The sequence below is a fragment of the Pokkaliibacter plantistimulans genome (assembly GCF_003194385.1).
In the GTDB taxonomy this organism is placed as follows: domain Bacteria; phylum Pseudomonadota; class Gammaproteobacteria; order Pseudomonadales; family Balneatricaceae; genus Pokkaliibacter; species Pokkaliibacter plantistimulans.
The window spans coordinates 1-19,202 of sequence record NZ_LAPT01000017.1 but is presented as its reverse complement, the minus strand read 5'-3'; the positions used below and the strand labels follow the sequence as shown (position 1 = coordinate 19,202).

Annotated in this window: 4 protein-coding genes; all 4 read right to left on the bottom strand. The window is 63.4% G+C overall.

Going from position 1 to position 19,202, the window contains the following annotated elements:
* Nucleotides 1–83: 83 nt before the first annotated feature.
* The 4 genes from WH50_RS04180 to WH50_RS04165 all read right to left on the bottom strand — a co-directional run bounded on the left by WH50_RS04180 (nucleotide 84) and on the right by WH50_RS04165 (nucleotide 19,066).
* Nucleotides 84–6,677, bottom strand: a complete 6,594-nt coding sequence (locus tag WH50_RS04180) for a non-ribosomal peptide synthetase (protein ID WP_110186181.1) — start codon at nucleotides 6,675–6,677, stop codon at nucleotides 84–86.
* Entirely contained in the window at nucleotides 6,677–16,879 is a 10,203-nt protein-coding gene (locus WH50_RS04175; RefSeq protein WP_133251236.1) for a non-ribosomal peptide synthetase, read from the bottom strand. Before WH50_RS04175 ends, WH50_RS04180 begins: the two co-directional genes overlap by 1 nt.
* A 413-nt stretch (nucleotides 16,880–17,292) precedes the next feature.
* On the bottom strand, nucleotides 17,293–18,162 hold the full coding sequence (locus WH50_RS04170) for a hypothetical protein (RefSeq protein WP_133251235.1): 870 nt from the start codon (nucleotides 18,160–18,162) through the stop codon (nucleotides 17,293–17,295).
* A complete protein-coding gene (locus tag WH50_RS04165; RefSeq protein WP_110186178.1) occupies nucleotides 18,116–19,066 on the bottom strand; it encodes a type IV toxin-antitoxin system AbiEi family antitoxin in 951 nt (316 codons plus the stop codon). The genes WH50_RS04170 and WH50_RS04165 overlap by 47 nt, the downstream gene beginning before the upstream one ends.
* Between the last annotated feature and the right edge of the window lie 136 nt (nucleotides 19,067–19,202).

Here is a 19,202-nt window from a genome sequence, read left to right as displayed (position 1 = left end):
TGCAAGTGCCAGAGCCTGCCCACTATCTGCGGTACAACAAATATTGGACATTGGCCTGTATCACCCGCTCCCCCATGCACTGATCAATCCATAAAACTATCCATCAGCGCCTCCAGCTCATCCAGCTTGTCTGCGGTCAGGCCCTGCCCCTGCTGACGATCGATGGCCGCCGCCAGGTCTGCCAGCTGCGGCTGCTCGTACACCAGCCGTACCGGCAGTGACAGCTGATGCGCTTCATTGATCCGGCTGATCAGGCTGACGGCCAGCAGTGAATGGCCACCGAGATCGAAGAAATGATCCTGCCGCCCCACCTGCTCCCGTCGCAGCAAGCTGCCCCACCACTGCGCCAGCTGCTGTTCCGTCGCCGTGGCAGGCGGTTCATAGAGGCGCTGCGCCTGCTCGGGCTGCGGCAACGCCTTGCGATCAACCTTGCCGTTGGGGGTCAGCGGCAGCGCGGGCAATACCGTCAGCGTAGCGGGCAGCATATAGTCAGGCAGCTGACTGGCCAGATAAGCGCGCAGCGCCGTCAGCGTCAGCGCCGGTTCTGTCGCCTCGGCATGAGGCTGGACATAGGCGGCGAGGAAGCTGCCCTGCGCCCCCTCCCGCACGCTGACCACCGCCTGATGCACGGCAGGATACCGCTCCAGCAGGGTTTCGATTTCCCCCAGCTCGATGCGGAAACCGCGCACCTTGACCTGATGATCAATGCGGCCCAGATACTCCAGCGCGCCGTCCACCCAGCGCACCAGATCGCCGGTGCGATACAGCCGCTCGCCATGGTCACTGAACGGACTGGCGATAAAGCGCTCGGCACTCAGTGCCGGATGACGGAAGTAACCGCGCGCCAGCCCCTCGCCACCGATCAGCAGCTCCCCGGCCACCCCGTCAGCGACCAGCTGTAGCTGCCGGTCCACCACAAACAGTGCGGTGGCCGCCAGCGGCTGGCCCAGAGTGATAGCATCGGGCTGCACCGCCGACAGGCTGGACCAGATGGTGGTTTCGGTCGGCCCGTACATGTTCCAAAGCTGCACGCCCTGCCCCAGCAGACTGTCTGCCAGTTCCACCGGCAGCGCCTCACCGCCACAGAGGGCACGAAAGCCCGTGGGTGCCTGCCAGCCGCTGTCCAGCAGCAGGCGCCAGCTGGCCGGTGTGGCCTGCATCAGCGTGATCTGCTGCTGATCAATCAGCCGCGCCAGCTGACGGCCATCACGCCGCTGTTCGGCATCGGCCAGCACCAGCGTGGCACCGCAGACCAGCGGCAGATACAGCTCCAGCGCCGCAATATCAAACGACAGGGAGGTGACCGCCAGCAGCCGGTCACGGGCATTCAGCCCCGGCTGAGCCGCCATACTGTGGAGGAAGTTGCCCAGCGCGCCGTGGCGCACCATCACCCCTTTGGGTAAGCCGGTCGAGCCGGAGGTATAGATCAGATAGGCCAGCTGGTCGGGATGAATAGCCAAGGCCGGATCAGTGCTGGGCTGGTCGGCCAGCGGCAGCTGATCCAGCGCCAGTGCCTGTACCCCGGCAGGCAGGAAGTCGACCTGCGCCAGCAGCGCCGACTGGCTCAGCAGCCAGCGCATACCGCTATGCTCTGCCATATAGCGCAAACGCTCAGCGGGGTATTCCGGGTCAAGAGGCACGTAGGTGGCTCCGGCCTTCAGCACCGCCAGCACGCTGATCAGCATCTCCGGGCCGCGCGTACAAGCCACGCCAATGGCCTGTTCGGCGCCTGCGCCCGCAGTCAGCAGCCCCGCAGTCAACAGATAGTGCGCCAACTGATTGGCGCGGCGATTCAGTTCGGCATAGCTCAGCGACTGCTGGCCAGAAACCAGTGCGGTTCGCTCAGGCTGCTGCCGTGCCTGCGCTTCAAACAGACGATGGATCAGCCCCTGCCCGGCACAGTCCGCCAGCGGTTGCTGATCATTACGACCACGCTGCAGCAATGCCTGCTGCTGCAGCGGGTTCAGCAGCTGCAGGTCAGCCAGCGGCAGCCGCGCCTGCTGTGGCCGGGTCATCTGTTCCAGCAAGCTCAGCCAGTGCTGGCCGAGCTGCTCAATCTGTGCCGCGCTGAAGCTGTCATGGCGGTATCGCCAGTCAAAGGTCAGACCCTCGCCGATGTAGATGGTCAGGGTCAGCGGATAGTGGGTCTGCTCGTGGTTAGCCACCTTCTGCATGCGTAGCGCACCACGGGCCGAGGGTAGCGCGATGTTGCGCAGTGCCGTGTCGACCGGGTAGTTCTCCACCACCAGCAGGGTATCGAACAGGGCCTGCGTCGTGCCGCTGGCAGCCAGACGCTGCAGCTGGGCCAGCGGTATATGTTCATGCTCGCGCACATGCAGCTGCTGTTGCTGCAACGCCTGCAACCAGTCGCCCAGTCGCTGCGACGGTGCCGGAGTGGCCACCACCGGCAGGGTATTGATAAACAGCCCCAGCACCTGCTCAATGCCGCTGATCTCCACCGGACGCCCGGCTACCGTCGCCCCCATGCACACCGTGGGCTGCCCGCTGTAGCGCTGCAACAGCAGCAGCCATGCGCCCTGCAACAGGGTATTGAGGGTAATGTGCTGAGCACGGGCATACTGCTGCCAGTGCGTGGTCTGGGCCGGAGTCAGTTGCCACTGGCGCTGCCCATAACCCGCGGCGGCGACCGGACGCGGCAGGCAGTTGGCCAGATAGGTCGGTTCACTTAAAGGTTGTAGAGCCTGCTGCCACTGTTCAAGGCTGGCATCGTTATCCTGACGCTGCAGCCAGCCGATATAGTCGCGGAACTGCGCGCGGGGTAGCGGCAGGCTTTCTCCGGCATAGAGCTTCAGCACCTCGGTCAGCAGCTGCGCCGTGCTCCAGCCATCCAGCAGCAGGTGGTGGACCGTCCAGATCAGCTCATACTGGTGCGCTGCCCTCGCCACCAGACACAGGCGCATCAGTGGTGGCTGCTGCAAGTCGAAGGGCCGGGCCAGTTCCTCACCGGCAATCACATCTGCATCGCCTTCGCTCAGGCGCAACGGCAGCTCCACCGCCGCCGCCAGCCACTGCAGGGGCTGTTGCTCATGCTCGATAAAACCGCTGCGCAGCGCGCCATGACGGGCCACCACCTGTTGCCAGGCAAAGCGGAAGCGGTCCAGATCGAAGCCTTCCCCGGTGATCGCCACCCGCAGCTGATTGACGTAGGCTCCACTGTCATCAAAGCGACTGTGGAACAGCATGCCCTGCTGCATGGGCGACAGCGGATACAGGTCCACCAGCGGATAGCGCGCCGCCACGGCACTGCGCACCTCCTCACTGACCAGGGTTTGCACCGCCTGTGGCGCAGCGGCTTGCTGCAACGGTTCCATCACGGTGGCCAGCGCCTGCAGGGTCTGATGTTCAAACAGCTGCCGTGGCACCAGCTTCCAGCCCTGCTGCCGGGCACGGGAGACAATCTGCAGGCTGAGAATGGAGTCGCCGCCGAGGGCGAAGAAGTTATCCTGCCGCCCGACCTGCTCGCGCTGCAGCACCTGCTGCCAGATCGTCGCCAGCAGCTGCTCCATCTCACCCTGCGGCGGCTGATAGCTCTGCGCTGTGGCAGGGTCAGCCTCGGCCCGCGCCGCCAGTGCCTTGCGATCCACCTTGCCATTGGGCGTCAGCGGTAGCTGCGGCAACAGCGTCAGGGTGGCAGGCAACATGTAATCGGGCAGATGCTGGCTGAGATAGTGACGCAGCTCCGCCAGCTCCAGCGTGTGCTGCGCTTCCACACAGGCCGCCAGATAGCCGCCACGCGGGTTGTCGCGCACCAGCACCACGCCCTGACGGACCGCCGGATGACGGTTGAGGTGCGCTTCGATCTCGCCCAGCTCAATGCGGAAACCGCGCACCTTGACCTGACTGTCGATGCGCCCCAGATACTCCAGCCGCCCGTCATGGCACCAGCGCACCAGATCGCCAGTGCGGTACAGGCGCTGGCCCTGCCCGCGGAAAGGGTCCGGCAGGAAACGTTCGGCGGTCAGGGCCGCGCGATCAAAATAGCCGCGCGCCAGCGCATCGCCGCCAATCAGCAGCTCTCCGGCAATACCGGCAGGCAGCAGGTTCAGTTCGGCATCCACCACCCGCAGATCCGTCGCAGCCAGTGGCTGGCCAAGATGGATGCTGTCCAGCCCGACGCGGGCGCAGGCCGACCAGATGGTGGTTTCGGTCGGCCCGTACATATTCCACAGCTCAACGCCCTGCTGCAGCAGGCTGTCGGCCAGATCACGGGGCAGTGCCTCGCCGCCGCAGAGCGCACGAAAACCGCGTGGCGCACGCCAGTGCTGATCCAGCAGCAGGCGCCAGCTGGCCGGGGTGGCCTGCATGACGCTGATCTGCTCGGCCTGCAGCAGGGCGGCCAGTGCCGCACCGTCCTGCCGCTGGGACTGACTGGCCAGCACCACGGTGCCGCCGCAGATCAGCGGCAGATACAGCTCCAGCGCGGCAATATCGAATGACAGTGACGTCACCGCCAGTAACCGCTCACCGGCGTGCAGGCCGGGCTGCTGCGCCATGCTCAGCAGGAAGTTGCTCAGCGCCTGCTGACGTACCATCACCCCTTTGGGCAGACCGGTGGAGCCGGAGGTATAGATCATATAGGCCAGCTGTTCAGCATGAACCGGCAGCGCCAGCCGCTGTGCGCTGAAGCAGCGCAGGTCGAGCTGATCCAGCAGCAGTGCCTGTTCTGGCGGCAGCGGCAGCTGATCCAGCAGCGAGGACTGGCTCAGCACCGTCGCCACCCCGCTCTGCTCCACCATGTACGCCAGCCGCTCACGGGGATAGTCCGGGTCCAGCGGAATATAGGCGGCACCGCACTTGAGCACGGCCAGCACGGCGGTCAGCAGATCGACCTGCCGGTCGAGAGCGACACCGACCCGGCTTTCACTGCTGATACCCCGGGCCTGCAGGGCATGGGCAAGCTGGTTGGCGCGCTGATCCAGCTGCCGATAACTCAGCCGCTGCCACGGCGCGGAGTGGTCACCTGACATCGGTGCTTCGGCGGCGAGTGCCACCAGTGCTTCAGCGTCAGGAGTGCGGTCTGCCTGTGCCTCGAACAGTTCGATCAGGGTCGGCAACACCTGCGCCCCAGGTTCACCGCAGCCCTGCTGCTGCCACGCCGCCGGGGTCGCCAGCGCCAGCTGTTGCAGCGGCAACGCCTGCTGCTGTTCATCCACCAGGGCGTGCAGCAACTGCAGATAGTTCTCCGCCAGCCGGGCAATGGTGGCCTCTTCAAACAGCTCGGCGGCATAGCTGAACGTCAGCTGCATCTCGCCGTGGTTATCCTGCAAAGCGCTGCGGCTGGCCTGAAGAGCGCTGCGGCTGTCCTGACAGGTCAGGCTCAGCTCGAACTGGGCCGCATTCTTGTGACTGGCCAGCGGCGTGATGGTCACACCGGGCAGATTCAGGGCCGCAGCCGCCGGTTGATGCAGATAGTTGAACAGACTCTGGAACAGCGGCGGATGGCTGAGGCTGCGTTCTACCTCCAGCCCGTCGACCAGCATGTCGAAGGGAATATCCTGATAGTTCTGTGCCTGCTGCACCTGCTGTCGCAGCTGCTCGGTCAGGCTGGCGACCGTCATGCCCTCACTGAAATGCAGTGGCAGCACCTGCGTATTGACAAAGAAGCCCACCAACCCCTGAGTTTCACCGCGCTGGCGGTTGGCCACCGGCACCCCGACCCGAATCTGCGTCTGCCCGCTGTAACGCTGGAGCAGCCAGTGCCAGGCCGCCAGCAGCGGCACAAACAGGGTCATACCCTGCTGCTGCCGGGCCTGCTGCCAGTGCTGCAGAGCCTGGCGCAGCGGTGCAGGAATGCTGAGTACGTAGTCGGCGCCCTGATATTCGGCCTCGCTGCGCCGGGGATGATCCACCGGCAAGGCCAGCAGCGGATGCGGTGCGGGCAGCTGCTGACGCCAGTACGCCAGCTGCCGGGTCTGCTCACCGGCCTCCAGCCAGTTGCGCTGCCACAGGGCGTAGTCGGCATAGTCGATGGGCAAGGGCGGCAATGGGCTGTCGGGTTGCGCATACAGCCGGGTAAATTCTTCCATCAGAATCTGCAGCGACCAGCCATCGGCGATGCTGTGATGCAACACCAGCAGCAGCTGATGTTCCGTTGCACTGAGGCGCAGCAGAGCGACACGCAGCAACGGGCCGTGCTGCAGATCGAAAGGTGTGCTGATCAGCTGTTGTTGCAGGCGCTGGCGCTGTGACGTTCTCTGCTCCACGGTCAGCAGGCTCAAATCCTCATAGCGCCACCACTGCTGGCGCGGCCAGTCGGGCTGCTGGAACTGCCGCAGCTGGCCGTCGTCGTCTTCAGCAAACACCGTGCGCAGGGCACCGTGACGCAGGATCAGGCTATGGAATACCGCGGCAATGCGCTCGGCCTGCACCCCGTCAGGCACCTCTGCCTGCAACTGTACCCCGCCATGAATATGGTAAGCGGCGCTGTCGGGCTGCCACTGCCACAGGAACCACTGCCGTTGCTGGGCGTAGGAAGGCAACACCCCCTGCGCCCAGTCATGGGGCTGGGCAATGATGGGCAGACGGGCAAAATCCAGCCCCTGTTTAGCCAGCGCCTGCAGAAACTGGGCGCGCTTGTCCGCAGGCAGAGCCGCAAAGCGACGGGCGATCAGCTGGCTGTCTGGCAGCGCGGCTGCAGCGGCATGTTGGGCATTCATCAGTCGTTCTCCAGGGCATCCAGCAGGGCACTCATGGCGTCCAGCTCGTCATGCTGTTGTTGCGGCTGCTGCTCAGCCAGACGGTCAAGCTCGGCGGCCAGTGCGGCCAGTTCGCCGAGCTGATACAGCGACTGCAGGCTGATCTCCAGCCCCAGCTGCTGACGGATACGGCTTTGCACCTGAATCAGTGCCAGTGAGTGGCCACCCAGCGCAAAAAACTGGTCATGACGGCCAATCTGGGTGTGCTGCAGCACCTCGCGCCAGATCTGCGCCAGTGCTATTTCACTGGCACTCTGTGGCGGTTCGGCACGGGTGCTGCTCAGCTGTGGCGCAGGCAGGGCACGGCGGTCCACCTTGCCGTTGGCATTGAGCGGCAGGCGCGCCAGCGTGACCCAGGCGGTGGGCAGCATATAGTCCGGCAGCTGGGCGGCCAGGGCGCTGCGCAGCTGTTCGCTGTCGAGCGGGCTGCTGCCACTCCAGTACGCCACCAGCTGCACACCGGCGCCGCTGTCACGGGCACAGACCACCGCTTCGCGCACACCGGCCACGGCACGCAGGCGGGCTTCGATCTCACCCAACTCGATCCGCTGACCACGCAGTTTGAGCTGATGATCCAGCCGCCCGAGGTAGTCGAGTACGCCATCTTCACGCCAGCGCACCAGATCACCAGTGCGGTACAACCGCCCACCTGCAGAGAAAGGATCGGGGATAAAACGCTCGGCACTGAGATCAGCCCGGCCGATATAGCCACGGGCCAACCCCACACCACCGAGATACAGCTCACCGGGTACACCCGGCGGCAGCGGATTAAGATCGGCATCCAGCACCCAGCAACTGACGTTGGCGATAGGCGCACCGATGGGCACCTGAGTGCGGCCCGGCTCGTCGCGGCACTGCCAGGCAGTGACATCAATGGCGGCCTCGGTCGGGCCATAGAGGTTATGCAGCTCCAGCTGCGGCAGCAGGCTCAGCAGCTGCTGCTGGGTCGACAGCGCCAGCGCTTCGCCACTGCAGATCACCCTCCGCAGGCTACTGCAGTCGGCGGCCAGCTCCGCAGGCTGATCCTGCCGCCCGGTAAGGAAGGCATCCAGCATCGAGGGGACGAAATGCAGGGTAGTCACGCCCTGCTCACGGATCAGCCGCCGCAGCCGTGCCGGGTCAGCCTGCGCTCCCGGTTCGGCCAGCAGCAGCCGGGCACCGCTCATCAGCGGCCAGAAGAACTCCCACACCGACACATCGAAGCTGTACGGGGTTTTCTGCAGCACCACATCATCGGCCTGCAGGGCATACCGCTGCTGCATCCAGAACAGCCGGTTGAACAGCGCACCGTGCTGGTTGCCCACGCCCTTGGGCGCGCCGGTCGAGCCGGAGGTGAAAATCACATAGGCCAGCTGTTGCGGCTGCACCGGCAGGTCGGGGTTAAAGACCGGCATGGCACTGACATCGACCTGCTGCAGGTCAATACAGTTCACCCCGGCACCACTGCCCTGACGCAACGCCGACGCCTGCGCCATCAAGGCCGTCAGGCTGAGGACCAGCCGCACGCCACTCTGCGTCACCATCGACTGCAAGCGCTCGGCCGGATAGGCCGGGTCCAGTGGCACATAGGCCGCACCGGCCTTCTGCACCGCCAGCAGGGCCAGCACCATTTCCACCGAACGCTCGGCCATCACCCCGACGCAGTCGTCAGGCTGTACGCCCGCCGCCAGCAGGGCATGGGCCAGTCGGTTGGCACGCTGGTTCAGCTCGGCATAACTGAGGGACAGATAGCTGCCCCCGGCATCGCTGCTGGCCAGCGTCAGTGCTACCCGTCGCGGCGTCTGCGCGGCCTGCTGCTCAAACAGCTGGAATACCGGCCGCGCAGCGGGATAGTCCGCCGGCGCCAGTGCCAGCCTGTCGCGCGGCTGGGTGCTGATGTGCTGCACCTGCTGCCGCTCTGCAGCGGGCAGCAGTTCGATCTGCGCCAGTGGCCGTTGCGGCTGCTGCAACTCATCCAGCAGCTGCAGCAGATGCTGGCCGATGCGCTCCACCACATCAGGCAGGAACACGCCGGGCTGATAACTCAGCTCGCACAGCAATCCCTCCGGCTGCTGATGCACCACCAGCAGCAACGGATAGTTGGTCTGCTCGCGACGGCTGAGGTTGCTGATGGCCAGCTCACCGGCCAGCTGCTGCAATGCCTTGTCGACCGGGTAGTTTTCAAACACCAGCAGGGTATCGAACAGCCCCTGACGGTTGTGCTCATGCTGTTGCCCCCATGCCGCCTGCAGATCAAACAGCGGCGTATGTTCGTGCTCACGGGCAGCCAGATTGTGCTGCTGCAATTGGCGCAGCCAGTCACCGACGGGCTGTTCCGGGCGCACCTCGGCCAGCAGCGGCAGGGTATTGATAAACAGGCCGGGCATGGCTTCCACCCCGGCCAGTTCCGCCGGACGCCCCGCCACCGTCACCCCGGTACACACCTGACGCTGGCCACAGTAACGCTGCAACAGCAGCAGCCATGCGCCTTGCAGCAGTGTATTGAGCGTCACCTGCTGGCTGCGGGCAAACTGCACCAACGCCTCGGAGCGCGTCGCCGTGACCGGCACCGTCAGGGTGACGGGCGCCTGTTCATTACCCGCTGCCGGGTTGCCAACAGCGCTGGCCAGATAGGTAGGCTGCTCCAGCACACTCAGCTGCTGCTGCCACCAGTCGAGACTGAGGGTGCGATCCTGCGCCTGTAGCCAGCCGATATAGTCGCGGTAGCTGGCGGTCTCGGCAGGCTCATAGTCGGCACCCTGCTGATAGCGCCGCAGCACTTCGGCAAACAGCAGCGAGGTGCTCCAGCCATCGGTGATCAGGTGATGCAGGGTCAGAATCAGGTGATAGGCGCCGCTCGCGGCTGTGGCCACCAGCGCCAGTTTCAGCAGTGGCGGCTGGCGCAGGTCGATGCCCTGCTGCAATTCTTCAGCCGCCAGCATAGCCAGCGCGTCCGCTCCCCATTGCGACTGCAATGCCGCCAGTGACAGGCGCCGCACCGGCAGCGGCTGCTGATGCGCCACCCACTGCAGGGGCACGCCTTGCGGCCCCTGTACGATGGCCGAACGCAGCACCGGGTGCTGATCCACCGTGGCCTGCCAGGCGGCAATAAAGCGCTCGGCGTCCAGCCCCTGCAGATCAAAGCGAATCTGATTGAGATAAGCACTGCCGTCCGGCTGATACAGGCTGTGGAACACCATCCCCTGCTGCATCGGCGACAGCGGATAGATATCCGCCAGATTGCCCAGCGGCTTGCCTTCCCGATGCACCGCCGCGGGCCAGTCGAGCGGCTGCAGTTGCGCGGTGGTCAGCCCGGCCAGCGTCAGATCCGGCGCAGCAGGTTGCCGGGCCTCGTCCACCAGTGCCAGCAGCGCCTGCTGCAGGGCGGCGGCAAATCCGGCCATATCATCTGCCGAATAGAGATCGGGCTGATAACGCAGGCTGAAACTGAACTGCCCGTCTACCACCTGAGCATCGATGATCAGACCATGGCTGGCCCGTGCCGCCGGGTCACGGCTGTCACCGCAACCTTCAGCCGCCAGCTGCAGACCCTGACCCTGCCCAAAACTAAATTGACCTAAATAGTTAAACAGCAGCGGTGCCTGTGGCAGTGCGGCCAGCCGTTGTTGCTGCTGCGCCGTTCCCAGCCAGCGCAGCAGACCAAAGCCCAGCCCCTGCGATGGCACGGCCTGGCGTTGCTGCTGCACCGCCTGCACCCGCGCCGCCCAGTCGGCCTGTGCATCAACGCCCAGCCACAGCGGATAAATCGCGGTAAACCAGCCGACACAGCGCGACAGATCGGGCTGCTCGGTATGGGATTCATTGTTGTTCGCTAAGTTATTGCTCGCTTCGTTATTGCTCGCTTCGTTATTGCTCGCTGCAACGTTGGGAAGTGGCCAGTCGGCAGGCCAGTCACGACCGTGACTTTCCACCTCCACCCACAGCCCATGACCACGCCACTGCTGCCAGGCACTGGCCAGTGCCGCCAGCAGCAGATCGTTGATCTGTGCCGAGAAATGACCGACACATCGGCTCAGCAACTGACGGCTATTGTGCTGATCCAGCGTCAGCTGCAACTGCCGCTGTTCGGCCAGCGTGGAGGTTACGGCAGTCTGTGTAACCTGTTGAATTGCAGCACTGTCTGCCAGCTGCTGCCAGTAGCCCAGCTCGGCTTGCAGTACCTCACTGGTCAGCTGTTGGTGTTGCAGCTCGGCATACTGCCAGGGCGCGCTGCCAGCGGGCAGTGACACCGGCTGGCCCTGTGCAAGCACTTGATAAGCCTGCTGTAAATCTTCCAGCAGGATGCGCCATGACACCCCGTCCACCAGCAGATGATGAATCACCAGTAACAGTCGCTGCTCACCTTGCGGCAGGTCGATCAGCACCGCGCGCCAGAGTGGCCCGTGTTGCAGATCCAGACTGCGCTGTGCGTGCTCACAGAGCTGGGTCAGCTCCTCCGTGCTAGTTGCTTCGCGTTGCCACAGCAGACCCTGACTGGCACTGGCCAGCGGCGCCAGATGCTGCTGCCACTGACCGCCACGGTCACGTTTAAAGCGCGCGGACAGCACCGGGTGAACAGCCACCAGCGCCACCAGCGCCTGTTGCAGCAGCTCGGCATCCAGCCCCTGCCCGTCCTGCTGCCACAGTGATGGCCTCAGCAGTAGCGCCTGATTCCAGTGCTGACGCTGGCTGACAGGCAGGGTAAAAAAGCGGGCCTGTAATGGCAGTAACGGCAGGCTGTCCGCTACAGACTGACTGACCGCAGGCTGACTGACCGCGGTAGCCGCCACCGCCGGTGCACTCGCCTTACGGGCAAAGGGGCTACCCTTGCCTATCTTGCTGGCAAAGGCAGAGCCTGTACGGGCGGGCGCTGCGCTGGCCTGCGCCAGCGGCGTCACTGCCTGCGCCAGGGTGGCAATATCACCGCTGTCGAATAACTGTTTGGGCGTCAGTTTCCAGCCTGCCTTACGGCAGCGGGCAACGATCTGCAGACTGAGAATGGAGTCGCCACCCAGGGCAAAGAAATTATCCCGACGCCCGACACGAAGCTGGTTCAGCACCTCGCCCCAGATCGTCGCCAGCAGGGTTTCCACCTCGCCCTGTGGCTGGTCGCTGCTTGGTTCGTCACTGACCGACTGCAGTGGTTGCTGGCGCTGCTGTTGTGGTAGCTGTTGGGCAAAACCCAGCAGCCCCTGCCGGTCAACCTTGCCATTGGCGGTCAGCGGCAAAGCGGGTAACAACAGCAACTGTGTCGGCAGCATATAGTCGGGCAGCGTGGCGGCCAGTTGCTGCAACAGCGTCGCGGGCTGCAACACCCGACCACTATCGGCGACAACAAACGCCAGTAACTGGGTGCGCCCTTCCGTCTGCTGCGCCAGCACTTCGGCCTGCCGCACGCCCGGCTGGGCCAGCAGCTGAGCTGCTACTTCCGCCAGTTCCAGCCGGTAACCACGTACCTTGACCTGATCATCGGCCCGGCCCAGATAGTGCAGGCTGCCGTCGTCCGCCAGCCGTGCCCGGTCGCCACTGCGATACAGGCGCTGGCCTGCATGCCAGGGGTCAGGAATAAAGCGTTCGGCGGTCAGTGCCGGGCGCTGCAGATAACCACGGGCCACACCGGCACCGCCCAGATACAACTCCCCCGCCACCCCCGGTGGCAGCGGTTGCAGGTCGGCATCCAGCACACAGGCAAAACAGCCTTGCAGCGGGATGCCGATAGCAGGGCCAGCCTCCACTGACTGCCCGGCAGGCAACACGCTGGTGAGTACGCCCACGGTGGTTTCCGTCGGGCCATAGTGGTTGATCAGCTGGCACTGCGGCGCCAGCGTACGCAACTGCGCCACCAGTGAGGCACTGAGGCTTTCACCACCGCTGATCAGCCGGTGGCGCGGCAGCAACTGTGCCGCGTCCTGCTCGGCAGCATGCAGCAGGGCGGCCAGATGACTGGGGACAATTTTCAGCACATCCGCCGGGTGACGCTGCAGGTAGTCCAGCAGCGCATGGGTGTCGGTCACCACCGGCTGCGACGGCAGGCTCAGGCTGCGGCCACTGCACAGGGCACCGAAGAGCACGGTATGGCCCAAATCCGCCGCCGGGGTGGAGACCATCATCATGGTAGTAGCGTCATCCGGCAGTGCCAGCCGTGCCAGCACCGCCGTCACGTAGTTGGCCAGCGCGCCGTGAGAAATCACCACGCCCTTGGGCTGCCCCGTGGAGCCGGAGGTATAGATCACATAGGCCGCCTGCTGCGGGTGCAGTGGCACCCTGAGCCACTCAGGCCGCATCGAATTATCGCTGGGGACGGTCAGAGGTAAACGCGGTAGCGCAGCGGCCCAGTCGGCCTGCCCTGTCTCTTCTTCTGTCTCTGCCGCCAGCAACAGCACCGCACCGCAGTCCTGCAGCTGATAGGCCAGACGCGCAGCAGGCAGCGCCGGGTCGAGGGGCACCCACACTGCGCCCACCTGCAGGATCGCCAGCATAGCCATCACTGCCTGCGGCGAGCGCTCGGCCAGCACCGCCACCCGTTGCTCCGGCTGCACACCGTACTGCCGCAGGCGCTGACTGAGCAACGCCACCTGTTGCTGCACCTCGGTCAGTGACCAGCGGCGTTCGCCATCGAGCAGCAGCGGACGGTCATCCGCCACCTGTGCCCAGGCTCGCTGCCAGCGTTCGGTCACGGGCAGGAACTCGCTGCCCTGCTCAGCAGATTCCATTGCAGGCTCCGGCAGCAGACTGAGGGGCTCCGCCAAACGCAGCTGATCCAGCGGCTGATCCTGCCGGATAGCGATCTGCTCCAGCAGCGCCTGCAGCTGACGGCCAAGCATGGCCAGAGTGGCAGGGCGGAACAGATCCGTGGCATAGGTAAAGCCCAGCTCAATGCCATTGCGCTGCTGGCAGACATCCAGACTGAGATCGAAATGCACCAGCCCGGTGAAGTGCTCGCGCAGGGCAAACTGCACCCCGCCAAACTCGGCACGGGGCATCGGCTGCTGCTCGGTCATCTTGATCTGGAACAGCGGGTTGACCCCGGCCTGGCGCTCCGGTGCTACCGCCTCGACCATCTGCTCAAAGCTGAGATCCAGATGCTGCTGCGCCTGTCGCAGTTCATCATTCACCTGTTGCAGCCACTGCGCCACGACGTAGTGCGGCTGCGGCTGCTGACGCACCACCGCGACATGGGTGAGATAGCCGACCAGTTCGGCGCTGTGGGGGTAATGTCGCAAGGCGCAGGGCACGCCAAGGCGAATATCACGCTGCCCGCTTAAACGGCTGAGCAGCACTGCGAAAGCGGCCTGCACCAGCACAAAGACGGAACAGTGCTGCGCTCTGGCCAGAGCCTGCAGGCTGGCGGTCAGCCCGGCAGGCAGCAGATGGTGATAACGCTGCCCCTGTTCACTGCGCGGGGCAGCGTGAGTCTGATCAGCAGGGGAATAATCCGCTGCCAGCGGCCGCGCTGGCTGCTCGCCACCCAGATGCTGTTGCCAGTACGCCGCCTGTCGCTGCGCCAGACTACGGCCCTCGCTATCGCACCCGGCCAGCTGTTGCTGCTGCCACTGCGCGAGATCAGCAAACTGCACCGGCAGTGCTGGCTGCGCGGGCTTCTGGCCCTGTGCATAACACTGATAGGCCAGACCAAAATCATTGAACAGCGCCTGCACCGAGGCACCGTCGGCAAGAATATGGTGGATCACCAGCACCAGCTGATGATGATCCTCGGCCAGCTGCAGCAGTCCGGTACGCACCGCAGGCGCCTGATCCAGCGCCAGTGGCTGGCGGCCCCATTGCTGCACCTGTGCGGCAGCCGCTGCGGTGACATCCACCTGCCCCAGCAGCGACAGCCGTTGTGGCTGCCACAATGCTCTGACCTGTTCGTCTTCGAGGCTCAGCAGCTGCTGACACAGCTGCCCCTGTTCTTCCCTGAACACCGAGCGCAGCGGCTCATGGCGGCTGCACAGGTAACGCAGTGCCTGCTGCAGAGCAAAGCCATCCAGCACACCCTGCAGGTCAATCACACCAACCATGTTGTAGGCGGCACTGTCCGGGTCCAGCTTCCAGGTCAGCCACAGGCTCTGCTGCGCCGCCGAGGTCGGCAGTGACTGCTGACGGTCAAGCAGCGTTACCGGCGGCAACGCCGGTTCGGCCAGCTGGCGCTGCTCGATCTGTGCGGCCATATGATCCAGCCGGTGAAACTCGAACACTTCACGGGCACTCAGTTGCACCTGCCAGCGCTGGGCAATCTGGCTGCACAGCGCCACGGCTTTGAGGGAGTTGCCACCGAGAGCGAAGAAGGAAGCATCACGGGTCAGCAGCAGAGGGCGACGCTCATCGTCCTGCAGCACGGTTTCCCACAACTGGGCCAGCGCAATCTCCACGGCGCCACGGGGGCTGATACCGCCCTGCGTCTGCCCTTCACTACGGCTCGGGCTGCCTGTGGTGACGCTATGGTTCAGGTGACGCAGCTGCCCCTGCTGATAAATGGCGTAGGCATCCAGACTGCCTTCCTGCCAGCCGTGGCGACAGGCGGACCGTTGCAGTTTGCCGCTGGAGGTTTTCGGCAGCGCACCGGGCTGCAGCAGGACAACCACTGCCAGCGGTTCCATCCAGATGCGGCTGACCACTTCATCCAGCGCCTGTACCAGCGCACCGGGCGCGGTGAGCTTCTGCACACTGCGGGAGACTTCCAGCGCCAGACCAATGCCTTCGCGACGCTGGCCCTGCTCATCCAGCGTGACGGCAAAGGCCGCCACCCTGCCCTTGCGTACCCAGTCAAGCTCGGTCTCGATAGCCGCTTCAATGTCCTGTGGATAAAGGTTCTGGCCACGAACGATGATCAGATCCTTGCAGCGCCCGGAGATGTACAGCTGCTGGTTGTGGATAAACCCCAGATCGCCGGTACGCAGCCAGCGGCGCCCCTGCCAGTCGACAAAACTGGCGGCGGTAGCCTCGGCATTACGCCAGTAGCCCTCGGCAACACTGGGGCCGCTGAACCAGATTTCGCCCACCTGATCCGGCTCGCGTTCAGCGAGGGTGGACGGGTCAACAATGGCCAGCTGGTGATCGGCCACCACGGTGCCGCAACTGACCTGCACACTGGCATTGACCTGCGTGGGCACTGCCTGCGCCTGCCCGCGGGCCAGTGCCTCTGTGGCAAAGGGCAATGTCAGCAGCCCCTGCCGGGCGGCTCGGGTGCTGACCATCAGGGTGGCTTCCGCCAGCCCGTAGCTGGGCATCAATGCCTCAGGCTCAAAGCCGGTGCCGTCCATATGGCTGACAAAATCCTGCAGGGTGGCGGCCCGCACCGGCTCAGCACCGGAGAACGCTACCCGCCAGTGGCTGAGATCCAGCCCCTGCAGCTGGCTGCGCCGCACCCGGTCAACACAGAGGCGATAGGCAAAGTCAGGCCCGCCCGATACCGTACCGCGGTGTCTGGCCACGGCCTCCAGCCAGCGACTGGGGCGCTCAAGAAAGAACTTCGGTGACATCAGTACCAGCGGCCGACCACTGAACACCGGCAGCAGCAGGCCACCGATCAGCCCCATGTCGTGATAGAGCGGCAACCAGCTGACAAATACGTCATCGTCCTGCACCTGCAGCTGGCGATACATCGCCACTTCATTGGCCAGCAGGTTGTCGTGGCTGACCATCACTCCCTTGGGCGCCGAGGTGGAGCCGGAGGTGTACTGCAAAAAGGCCAGATCACCCTGCTGTGGCTGCCAGTGCTGATAGTCCGCGGCCTGATGCAGATCGGTCTGATCGACTGCCACCACGTCGGCGGCCGACAAGCTGACTCCCGCCTGCTGCAGCGTCGTTGCCACCTCGCTGCTGGTCAGAATCCATTTCGCTGCAGCATCTTCAGCAATGCCCCGCAGGCGCTGCAGATGCTGCTCGCGCACCGACTCCGGCGGAAACACCGGCACCGCCACCACGCCGCTATAGAGACAGGCGAAAAAACCGGTGACGTAGTCCACCCCGGAATCCATCAGCAGCAAGGCCCGCTCGCCCACACAGGCATTACGCTGCAACTGTGCCGCCAGCGCCTGCGCCCGCTGCTGCAGAGCGAGGTAGCTGTAGGTGGTATCACCGCGGGCATCCACGGTAATCAGCGCCGTGGCCTGAGGACGAATGCGGGCAAAATGACTCAGGCTCTCGGCCAGAGAAGCAGCAACAAAGGGGGTGGCAGACATGGTGGACTCTCGTTCAGGCAGGGCAGAAGTGCCGGTCACAGGCAACGCAGGAGCAAGCGTTCAGAACATGTGCACGATCATGTGAGCTGGGCCAGACAAGGCGCAAAGCGCTGAGGAAGTATCATTCACTGGTCAGTCAGCGACTGGTCGCCGTGTGATTCCGCAGGCTTTTCCACGCCGGATGGCCGACGTGCAGCAGATCGTGAGCGCGTTCCTAGCGTGGACAACCAGAGAGGCAACGGAATGGCAGCGTGAGGGTAATAACGGCAGACAGCATGACGACTCCTTGGTAATCCTTGAGGCGCTCACAGAGGTGAGAACGTTTCTTATTTGTGATTGACGATGGAGTGCCGGAGGAATTTAGCGGGGGGATGGGGTGACTACTATGCTGCAGACAGGTTCAGCGCCTGCCACTAAGCGCTGACAGCCTGCAATGGATCACCAGCACACAGGCCTGCAAAAAAGTCATCGAGACGCTGTGCTATCAGGATATGGTCATCAGGTTCAGGAGAAATGACATGCTGGCGTCGCTGTGATCGAATCAGCGCATCGCTCAACACCATTTTTTCCTGTTGTTTCAATACATCCATTACTTCTCTTGTCACCGGTGATAACAACGCCGATACGTCGTACCCCAGCAGAAAAGCACCAATTCGAGCTTCCTGATATTCCAACTGCTCCAGTGGCAGAAAGGACTCCCACAGCCGATCTCTTTGCAGATACGGGTATTGATCAAGCAGGGTCAAAAAGTCACTGGCGTCTTTGTTGCTTTGTTGCCGTCGCTCCCGCCACGCCACCAGCTTCAGTAATGCCAGCCCTGCCATAGAGCATACTTTCAGTTCTGTCGAACCATCCAGTTCAACGGTGATCGCGGCAGCGAATGCTTCCTCAAATCCAGCAACCGACATTACGGTTTCAAACTCGGGTGGCCAGGCTATTTCCCCTTCAGCAGAAGCAATGCCACCAAAGGGGATGATGTCTACCGGCAATCCGCTGGGTTGATGATACAGACGGTGCGGCTCACGAGTAGCTGTCAGTCCTGCTGCCACCAGCGCAGAGCGTACTGACTGATATTCAGACCAGTCTGCAACCATAATCGCGGTATCAATATCTTTGGTCTGCCGGCCCGGATCACGACCAAAGACGTGGAACAGTAGAATCCCCCTCCGTCGCACCTGCAACAAAGTAGGCGCCCCCACCGTCCTGCAGACATCAATGAGCAGCCGTAATACCGGTTCAAACCCAGGGCGCAGGGAGTGTTTTAAGGTGTAGGAAGCGCTCATTGATTTTCTCCGCAGCCTCAATATTGCGACTATCGCCAGAAGCCAGTAATTCAGCGATAGCTAACAGCGCCTGACCTCGTTTATCTACAGAGAGGCGCTGCCCCCAGAAAGCAGGCACCAACCATAAGCGTCCGGCAGCATCCGGTTTACAGCGCAGTTGCCTGATTCGCTCAGCGAGCGGCACTTCGGTAAACAGCATCAACTGTTCAGCCTGCAAGTACTCAGTCAGTAACTCTGCGGCTACTTCGCCACTCCAGAGGTCTCCCGCTACCAGCACGATGTCATGCCAGCTCAAGGGGGCACTGAGGCGCATTCCGCCCAGTTTGGCGCGCAACTGACTGCGATAATGGGTAAGCCATTCATGAATCAGAGGCTGCTGGCGCACGAAACTCTGCCCTTCGCATTGCCAGGACAATCCTTCTGCCTTGAGTAAAGCCAGAGTATTGCTGACCACGCCCACAGAGACGCCTGCACAGTCAGCCATCGTACGAATGGAGGCATTCTGCAGGGCAGGATCAGCTAACAAGGCAAACACGCAGCGCACTGTCGCCGCCGTCCAGCCTGCTCGCGCAGGTAGCTTAACCGTCGCAGCCGTGCGGCCACTTATCCACAGATATAAACCTTCTGACTGAACACGGGCATTCCCCGCAGCATCAATGAAGTTAATCCCCTGTTCACTGCACTTTTCAGCCAGAAAGTCCGACAACGGGTTGCATATCAGCACGCTATCAGGCTGTTTGACCAACTGTTGCAGACTTTCCTTACGGTGAATCTGCTTGATCACCATAGCTAACCGCACCTGCTGGCTGCCTGCTGTAATAATCAGCTCAGCTCCCTCAGCATAGGCACTGACTGATGGGGGGAGATGAGCGAGTGCCTGCACAAGAAGTTCTTGATTGTTCATTTTTTCATTCTATTCACGATTCATGAACGATAGAAAATTATGAACACACTCGATGAAAGATCAAGGGGGATGTGACATCTAACAGGCTGTTGAAAAACGTTATCGAGACCGCCGAGACAAGGAAAAAACAGGCGAA

Bases quoted from the DNA above. Each gene is read 5' to 3' on its own strand.
- WH50_RS04180 (WP_110186181.1), bottom strand. From the start codon at position 6,677: ATGAATGCCCAACATGCCGCTGCAGCCGCGCTGCCAGACAGCCAGCTG.
- WH50_RS04175 (WP_133251236.1), bottom strand. From the start codon at position 16,879: ATGTCTGCCACCCCCTTTGTTGCTGCTTCTCTGGCCGAGAGCCTGAGT.
- WH50_RS04170 (WP_133251235.1), bottom strand. From the start codon at position 18,162: ATGAGCGCTTCCTACACCTTAAAACACTCCCTGCGCCCTGGGTTTGAA.
- WH50_RS04165 (WP_110186178.1), bottom strand. From the start codon at position 19,066: ATGAACAATCAAGAACTTCTTGTGCAGGCACTCGCTCATCTCCCCCCA.